Source organism: Ohtaekwangia sp., from assembly GCF_036568665.1.
Lineage (GTDB): Bacteria > Bacteroidota > Bacteroidia > Cytophagales > Cyclobacteriaceae > Ohtaekwangia.
On record NZ_DATCSD010000336.1, the window covers coordinates 25138 to 34449 of the forward strand.

The following is a 9312-nucleotide window of genomic DNA, read 5'->3' on the forward strand; positions in this document are numbered from 1 at the left end:
TGTGTATAACGATGCAACATGATGAAACGTAACGGATTATATCAGGAATGCGACCACTAATTATTTTTCAGCGATAGGAGAGTGGTTTGTGGATACTATGAAATATACTGATGTATGGATCAGTGTGCCATACCAAAGCGTTCATGTATATCTTGTACTGCTTCTTTATTATCGGCCATAATGAGCAGGTGATCATTTTCCTTGATCACCGTATCTCCGCGCACGGTAAGATATTTACCATCGCGGTGTATAAGCACAATAAGCGCGGTGCGCGGAAGATCGAGTTCTACTACCGCCTTATCAACAGCCAGAGAGCTGGCCGGTATATCGAGCTCTACCAGTTCGGCTTTAAGATCATCTTTGATTTCAATGTCTAGCGGAAATTTGCGTTTGATCTTTTCCGGTACACTTACCTTCAGCCACTTTGCTACAATAGGTAAAGTAGTGCCTTGCACCAGTACAGATGACACGGAAATAAAGAACACAAGGTTAAAGATCATAGGTGCATGCTCGGCACCTTCTATTAAGGGATACATGGCAAAGACTATTGGCACCGCTCCGCGCAGACCCACCCACGATATGAATAACTTTTTACGCAGAAGCATATCCGAGTTAGCGAGTGATATAAATACAGCCAGTGGTCGCGCGAGGAAGATCAGTACAGCAGCAAGTAAAAATCCTTTGCCGATAAACGGTACGATCTGGCTTGGATATACCAGTAGCCCCAGCGTGATGAACATGATAATCTGCATAAGCCAGGCCTGCCCGTCATAAAATTTCATCAGGCTTTTCTTATGTATAAAATTACTGTTCCCTAAAATAATAGCCGCTATATATACTGCCAGAAACCCGTTTCCGCCAATGAAGTTGGTAAAGGAAAATGTGAAGAATACCAGTGAGAGTATCAATACCGGGTATAGCCCTTCAATATCTAGCTTGATCTTGTTGGTAATAAAGATCATAAGTTTGCCGAATATATACCCGCCCACTGTACCCAGCAGCATGCTCACCAGGAATTTAGGAATAAGCGAAACGAACGTTGCTTCCGGATGCAACACCAGATGAGTAAAGCTTACGGTAAGGAAATACGCCATCGGATCGTTACTGCCACTTTCAAATTCAAGCAAAGGTCGTATTACCCCTTTTAATCCGATGTTGCGCGAGCGTAATATGGAGAATACAGCCGCTGCATCGGTAGAAGACACGATAGCACCGAGAAGTAATCCTTCCTTTAAGGAGAAGCCTAAGAAATAGGAAGAGAAGAGCCCGACAACGGTAGCCGTTATCAACACACCTAATGTTGATAGTGCTATACCACTTTTCAATACAGGTTGTACGCTATCCCATTTTGTATCAAGACCTCCGGAGAATAAGATGAAGGTAAGTGCTACTACACCGAGAAACTCGGCAATTTTCGGATCGTTAAAATAAATACCACCGAGTCCATCCGATCCGGCAACCATACCTACAATCAGAAAGAGGATCAGTGCCGGTATACCAAACCGGAATGACGTCTTGCTGGTAATGATGCTGACGAATAGAAGAATAGAACCCAGTAATAAAATATTCTCGGACGATAAAATCATGCTGCCTGCTGCTTTCAAATTACGGTGAATGGTAAAATTAAGAAAACAGCGCGAAGAACGGGCCTCGTTTGATTATAAGATTGAGGAAATCGGAAGATTGTAAGATTGGAAAATTAGAAGATTGTAAGATTAAAGGATTGGAGGATTGCTTTGTAGTGCGTGTTGTACGGGAGATTAATGAAAATATACTCTCCGATGAAAATATAATGTGTAGTGCATATCAGGGGCGGATGGTGATGATGGCTCCGATGCGAACGTGGTTGTAGAGTTCGTCTACTTCTTCATCGGTCAGGGCAATGCATCCGTTGGTCCAGTTTCGGAGGCGATGAAATTTACCGATATAGCCCTGACCATTTTTTAGTCCGTGTATCTTGATGTTGCCACCGGGCTTTACACCGCGTTGCTTCGCTTCTTGTATATCTTTTTTATTGGGATAAGAGATGCCGAGGTTTTTATGATAACCGCTGTTGGGATTTTTATCTGCTATACGATATGTACCTTCCGGAGTGCGCTGATCTCCTTCTTCCAGTTTATCGCCTGAAGCTTTGCCTATAGCAATGTGATATACTTTTACAACACGCCCCTCGGAGAAAGCCTGCATGGTGCGCTGCTTTTTATTCACCACCAGTTTATCGATCACAATGCCTGGTGCTAATTTTTCTTCCGGCAGGTAGTAATATATAGCGGCAGCAGCCGGGAGTAATACCAATAACAGGAGGAGCAGTTTCTTCATATAGGGAAGTATATATCAGTAGGAAAATTATCGCTTGGGTTCTATAAAGTCCCACAGGTTACCATACAGATCCTGAAATATAGCCACTGTGCCCCATGCTTCTGTTACCGGCCCACGCACAAACGTAACTCCCTTGTCTTGCATGGATTTATAGTCGCGCCAAAAATCGTCTGTATGTAAAAAGAGAAATACACGTCCGCCAGTCTGGTTGCCCACGGCTTGCTTTTGTTCATCGTTAGAAGCTTGTGCTAATAGCAAAGCACAATTGCCGGCAATATATCCCGGAGGGGCTACAACAACCCATCGCTTGGTGTCACTGAGTCTGGTGTCTTCTACCAAGGTAAAATTCAGCTTGCCTGTATAGAACTCAATGGCTTCATCATAATCGTTTACTACCAGAGTCAGTTGGGCGATGGTCTGTTTCATGATGGAGAATAATTATAGTCTTAACGTGTTTTGCAGGCACAAGTTAATAGTTTGCCAGGCTTGCTGCCGATAAAAAATCAAACTGGCTTAAAAAAATAATGCCGTTCGTTGCGAACGGCATTATCGATTATGAATAGTAAGCGTAAACCGAAATATACTCTGTGCTATTGATGGAACGGAATGTTAACACCGGCCGACCATATATACTGCGCAGAAAAGAATGAGTGACGCGCACGACCTTCTTCATATAGTTTGGCATCGGTATAATCTGCGAAAGCTCCCTTGATACTTCCTTCCAAGTATAGATAACGCAGAAAATCGTAGCGAACTGCTACGCTGGTGCCGATCACAAAACCACTCAGGCGGAAAGGACCGTCATTGTGTTTACCCATAATGTATGAATCAGTCTTCGGTATGAGTCCACCTGCACCGGCTTTTACCAACAGACTTACGTGCTTGGCGAAGTATGTATTTTTCTCCAGGTTAAATCTACGCACAGCACTAATCATCAGGTAATTATTGCCATTGGTATGTTCGAAGTGAACGAAGCTTGGCGTAACCAATGTATCCTGATCGAAGTACTGACCGTGTATTTCACCTTTTAAATGCATTACCTGGTTATCGACAACAACATACTTGAGGTGATCCCAACTCACTTCAATTCCCCATTGAGGTTTGTTAGCGAAGAAGTAGCCAAAGTTGAAAATATACTGTGGCACTGTGAGTGGTGTATGAAAGAAATCGTGCAGATCAGGTTTGTCCTTTGCACGCGCCTTTTCCAACGTAAAGTTGTAGTCGTCCGTTTTGTTGTCTTTGAAATGAATGGTACTGCGGGTATAAGAATCCCGGTGATAGCCCCATGTCACATAAAAGTTACCAATCTTGTTTTGTCCCAGGGCACAAGTAGCCCACGTTATGGCAAGGAGAGCGCCAATGATTTTTTTCACAGGTAGAAAGTTGGAAGAATAAGTAAAAGTTTTGATTTATATACTTACCAGGCAATGGGGGTGTCCTGATACTTGGGGAGGTTCTTTAATAAACTGGTGTAGTGTTAACTCATAAGCGATATTTTTTTAATTATAAGCCTTATGAAAATCCTTTTACGGATTTGAAGGCGCAATGTTAGCGATCATTTTATATATACACACCAAAATGTACTTTAAAAATTAACAACCAGTGGGTTACACGCAGAGTTACCCCTATAGTAAACGATTGCAGTATATACCCGGGGGAGGTTCTCAGCTCACAACAGCGAAGACGTCTTTTTGATTCGTTTTATTGCTTAAAGTTCCCTTAAAAATTGGTGCGATGTCTTTGTTCAAGGTTCGAGTGGTTTAAGGTTCAAATAGTTTAAGGTCCAAGTGGTTCGGAGTTCAGGGGCGTTGAAGTTTCATGTCCAAAGTTTCAAGTTTGTTCAAGGTTCAGAGTCTTTTCACACATGCGCTCTTCTTCAAACCCAATCCCCGTACCCACTCAACCTTAAACAAAGAACTAAGAACCTTGAACAAGGAAGGAAGAACCTTGAACAAGGCTTTGACCTTTTCCTGATTAACTGGTACATTCGTAGCCCAGAGCCAGGTATTTTTTTAACCCCGATATCATGAGAACTTGTATCGCCTGGTTATTTTTTTCCATCCAGGTAGCGATGGCTGCAGAGCCCGGTCCATCCGTAAAATTTATTGAGAATAAAAATCAGTGGGCATATCCTGTTCAGTTTGCTGCGCGCACCTCGGGAGTAAATATGGTGCTGGAGCCGGGACGGTTTGTCTATTATTTTCTGGACGAACAGAAGCTGCAGCAGCTTCACGAGCGTTCACACTATCCGGCCAACGTGCAGGAATCTGACCTTACCGACTATATGATTGACGGGCACATGGTGCAGGTAAATTTTACCGGTGCCAACCAGCAAAGTATACCCATGCCCTTTGGGCGCTCGTCTGAATACTATAATTATTTTTTAGGAAGCGATAGTTGCCACTGGGCATCCCAAGCATATGCCTTCGATGGTGTGCTGTATCCGTCATTCTATGCGGGTATAGATATGAAAGTATATTCTTCCGGCAATCATGTGAAGTACGATTTTGTGATTGCACCGAATGCCAATCCTTCGCTGATACGGGTAGTATACAACGGAGCCACTACTGTTTCAACAAGCGATGGCGATATACGTGTAGCTACACCGCTGGGCGATATTATAGAGAAGAAACCCGTTGCCTGGCAATTTATCAATGGTAAAAAGGTATTGATAGAATGTATTTACGTGCTGAACGGAAATAACCTCTCCTTTGAATTTCCCTCCGGCTATGATCCGTGTTATGAACTAACCATCGATCCACTGTTAATCTTCTCTACGTATTCCGGTTCGCTGGCCGATAACTGGGGCAGCACAGCAACCCCCGGTGAGCATGGTACGCTATATTCGGCCGGTGTAACCAATCAGTTTGTAAACAGAAGATACAGCGGTCAGTTTCCTGCTACCGCTGGTGCGTTTCAAACTTCGTACGGAGGTATATATGATATAGGTATATTAAAGTATGATTCAGCCGGAAGTAAGCTGCTATATGCTTCTTACCTGGGAGGCTCGTTATCAGAATCACCACACAGCCTGGTGATGAATGCCAATGAAGAACTGATCGTATTGGGAACCACCAGCTCGGCCGACTATCCCACCACTGCGAATGCCTATAGCAGAACGTTTAAAGGTGGCTGGCCGGTAATACATGTGGTGGTTTATGATGAAGGATCGGATATAGTGCTTTCGCGCATCAGTAAAGATGGTACTAAATTACTGGCCTCTACATTTGCAGGCGGAACGAAAAATGACGGACTGAACTATGGCAGCGGCAAGCTTACGCGCAATTATGGCGATCAGCTGCGGGGCGATGTAATTGCTGATGCGCAGGGAAATATATATGTAAGCTCGGTAACTACATCGGCCGACTTTCCCGTAACACCGGGTAAATATAGCACGTATGGTGGTGACTCAACCGATGCTGTACTTTTCAGGATGGATGCCGACCTGCACCAGATGCAGTATGCCATATTCCTGGGCGGTAAAGGTGTGGATGCTTCCTATACCCTGAAGTTCGATGCCAACAACGATATATATATTGCCGGAGGTACTACGAGCAGTAATTTCCCGATGACGGCACAAACCTATCGTTCAACACTGGCAGGGGATGTGGACGGTTGGCTGGCGAAGATCGGTAACGCTGGCGATACGATATACTACTCCACGTATACCGGTACGGTAAAATACGACCAGGTATATTTTATAGACCTGAACGAAGCAGGTGAAGTATATATTTACGGACAGACCGAAGGTAATTTTCCCATTACACCCGCTAATGTATACCGCAATGCCAACAGCGGACAGTTCGTGCAGAAATTTGACAAGACGTTGAAGCATCTTCAATTCTCTACCGTGTTCGGATCGGGCAGAGGTATACCGGATATATCGCCCACGGCCTTCCTGGTAAATGAATGTAACAATCTATATATGGCCGGTTGGGGAGGAGAATTGAACTGGGGATTTTGGCCCGGCAGTAGTACCGCCGGCATGAAGGTTACAAGCAATGCATTGCAGACACACACCAGTGGTAATGATTTTTACTTTATTGTGTTAACCGATGATGGTACTGAATTTTTATACGGAACATTTCTCGGGGGCAATCGCTCGCTCACACACGTAGATGGTGGCACCAGCCGGTTCGATAAAAATGGTATAGTATATCATGCCGTATGTTCAGGATGTAATACCGATGGCGATGGTCCGTATTCTGATTTTCCTACTACAACGGGAGCATGGTCGCGAACCAATCGAAGTCTGAATTGTAATAATGCAGCTTTCAAGTTTGATCTTTCTTCCTTGCGCGCGCGGTTACAGACTAACTCCATCTGGTTTAATATGGCCGGACTAAACAAAATATGTTTACCCGATCCCATCGTGTTTCAAAATTTTAGTACAGGCGGAGAGACATTTGAGTGGAACTTTGGTGATGGTACCGGACTCACCAAACCGGACACAACGTTTATTGTGCATTACTATAAAAACATTGGCCGCTATACCGTATGGCTGAAGGCGATCGATCCCGGTACATGCAAGGTGAAAGATTCTGTTTCTACTATTGTGGATGTCTTTAATGCCGAAGCCGAGATACAAGATGATGATGATCTTTGCAGCGGAAACTCCTATACCTTGAAAGCCAGTGGCGGTGCTCTATATGCGTGGAGTAGTGAAGACGGATCGTTTCACTCGAATTCGCCTACACCAGTGGTGAAGCCTGCAGATACAACGGTATACTATATCAAAATAACGGAAGTGAGTGGTTGTGTTCATTATGATACGGTGCAGCTTAATGTGATTCCTGTTATAGCACCGCAGTTTGAAATGGCGCGCGAAGAAAATTGTTTTACGTTACCCATCATTCACGTGCGCAGTCTTACGGATAGTTTAAAAGATACTGACCGTATCTATTTTGACTTTGCCGATGGTACAACCTCTGATGAACCGGAAGTTGATCATGAGTTTGAGAATGATGGCACCTATAATGTAAAACTGGTGGCTGTGCGTTCGGCTGGCAACAGCGTATGCGTAACGGAGAGTGTTCAACCCATTCCGGTATATACGTTGAAAATTCCCAATGTTATAACGCCCGGTAATGGCGATAACCTGAATCAGACACTCTTCATTCAATACGGTAAAGTAAAAGGAAAAACACCGGCCGATTATGGTTTTGGCACATCGCTGGTAGTATATAATCGCTGGGGAGAGAAAGTATATGAAGCGGCTGATTACAAAAATAACTGGGCTGCGGAAGGGCTTGCTTCGGGAGTATATTTCTTTGAAGTAGCTGTGCAGAACCATGCAACCTGCAAAAGCTGGGTGCAGGTAATTAAAGGAAATTAGTCTATAGATTTAACGGTAGTACTTTGTTAACACTGCTTATCTTGCACATTCAATACGACATCGCGACATGAACATACGAGCTGTTTGCACGGACATTGACGGTACTTTACTCGACAGCCGGAGAGAACTTTCACCACGCACGATCCAGGCTATTCAATTGATCAGGGAAGAGATTCCGGTTATACTGGCATCGTCACGTATGCCAAGCGCTATGCGTCACTTGCAGCGCGAACTGGGTATTCTCGATCATCCGCTTATATGTTTTAACGGTGGCTATGTTATTCGCTATAGGCCAGGACATGAAATTCCGGAGGTGCTGGATTCCGTTACTATACCCGTTTCGGTTTGCGAGTATATTTTGAAAGCCGTGGAAGGCAAGAGTATACATGTAAGTCTGTACCACGAAGACAACTGGTATGCGCAACAGGAAGACCAATGGACGGCACGCGAAGCAAAGGTTACAAAAGTACAGCCAGTCATTACGGATTTTACTTCGGTATTGGAGAAATGGGAGAGTATGTCAGCCGGAGCACACAAGGTAATGTGTATGGGCGAAGAGCAACAGCTAAATATACTTGAAGCAACACTGAACGCTACACAAGCGGCATCCATTCATGTATACCGATCCAAATCAACCTATATCGAAATAGCACCTCGCGCTATTTCAAAAGCATCGGCGCTGATCGATGTATTGAAAGTATACTATACATTAGATATAGCCCAGGCTATGGCTTTTGGCGATAACTATAACGACATCGAGATGCTACAGCATGCAGGCTATGGTGTAGCCGTAGCAAACGCCCGCGATGAAGTAAAGGCTGTTGCCCGTTATACTACGGCTAAAAATACAGAGGATGGTGTGGCGCAAATGCTGGAGCAGCACGTTATCGCATCTTTGCGAAATAACGTTTAGCTTCTTCTTTTACTTTCGGTGCCAGTATAAATCCTGAAAGCATAGTAGGTATAGCCATAAGCGCAAATGCTATATCGATCAGGTTCAATACAAGATCCATCGATACAATAGCACCTACTACAATCATCGAAAGATAAAAGTAATCGTACCACTGGCTTCGCTCTTCGCCAATCAGGTAAGAAAGCGCCTTGCGGCCATAGTAACTATAGGAGAACAGCGCGCTGATAGCAAACACAAAAGTGCATAGCAATAATATATACTCTCCGTAAGGCATAGCCGAACGATACGCAAGTGAAGTAAGCGTTATACCGGAAACACCTTCTGTTTTCCATACACCTGTAACCAGGATTGCAAATGCTGTAAGCGAACACGAAAGTAGCGTATCAATCACCGGACTGAGCATCGAGATCAATCCTTCGCGCACTGGTTCTGTACTGATAGAAGCACCCATTGCCATCGGTGCTGTACCTATACCAGCCTCATTGGAGAATGTAGCCCTGCGTACACCCAGCATAATAATACCGCCTAATACACCGCCCAGAAAAGGATCGCCATGATAATTGGAGGCAGAGAAGGCATCAGTAAATACAAGTCCTATATAATACGGAAGTTGATCAGCATACGCCACGAGAATTATTGCTACCGAGATAAAGTGAAGCACGATCATTACCGGCACCAGACGTCCTGCCCAGTTACCAATACGTTTTATACCACCGATGATCACAACGGATACCAGTACAGTAAT

Annotated in this window: 7 protein-coding genes; 2 read left to right on the forward strand and 5 right to left on the reverse strand. The window is 44.2% G+C overall.

The window, feature by feature from the left end:
• Nucleotides 1–119: 119 nt before the first annotated feature.
• The 4 genes from VIN08_RS19125 to VIN08_RS19140 all read right to left on the reverse strand — a co-directional run bounded on the left by VIN08_RS19125 (nucleotide 120) and on the right by VIN08_RS19140 (nucleotide 3692).
• The gene (locus tag VIN08_RS19125; RefSeq protein WP_331968298.1) at nucleotides 120–1586 is read right to left on the reverse strand and encodes a potassium/proton antiporter; all 1467 of its coding nucleotides are present in this window, start codon (nucleotides 1584–1586) and stop codon (nucleotides 120–122) included.
• 220 nt (nucleotides 1587–1806) lie between these two features.
• Nucleotides 1807–2319: a L,D-transpeptidase family protein gene (locus tag VIN08_RS19130; protein ID WP_331968301.1), complete on the reverse strand. Its 513-nt coding sequence runs from the start codon at nucleotides 2317–2319 to the stop codon at nucleotides 1807–1809.
• A 27-nt stretch (nucleotides 2320–2346) separates the two neighbouring features.
• A complete protein-coding gene (locus VIN08_RS19135; RefSeq protein ID WP_331968304.1) occupies nucleotides 2347–2745 on the reverse strand; it encodes a VOC family protein in 399 nt (132 codons plus the stop codon).
• Nucleotides 2746–2909: 164 nt separating this feature from the next.
• Entirely contained in the window at nucleotides 2910–3692 is a 783-nt protein-coding gene (locus VIN08_RS19140) for a hypothetical protein (protein ID WP_331968307.1), read from the reverse strand.
• A gap of 653 nt (nucleotides 3693–4345) precedes the next feature.
• Here VIN08_RS19140 and VIN08_RS19145 point away from each other — a divergent pair.
• Both VIN08_RS19145 and VIN08_RS19150 read left to right on the forward strand, forming a co-directional pair.
• The gene (locus VIN08_RS19145; protein ID WP_331968310.1) at nucleotides 4346–7654 is read left to right on the forward strand and encodes a PKD domain-containing protein; all 3309 of its coding nucleotides are present in this window, start codon (nucleotides 4346–4348) and stop codon (nucleotides 7652–7654) included.
• 67 nt (nucleotides 7655–7721) lie between these two features.
• Entirely contained in the window at nucleotides 7722–8567 is an 846-nt protein-coding gene (locus tag VIN08_RS19150; RefSeq protein ID WP_331968313.1) for an HAD family hydrolase, read from the forward strand.
• Here VIN08_RS19150 and VIN08_RS19155 read toward each other — a convergent pair.
• A partial coding sequence (locus tag VIN08_RS19155) for an alanine:cation symporter family protein (protein WP_331968316.1) occupies nucleotides 8539–9312 on the reverse strand: 774 nt, incomplete at its 5' end. The genes VIN08_RS19150 and VIN08_RS19155 overlap by 29 nt on opposite strands.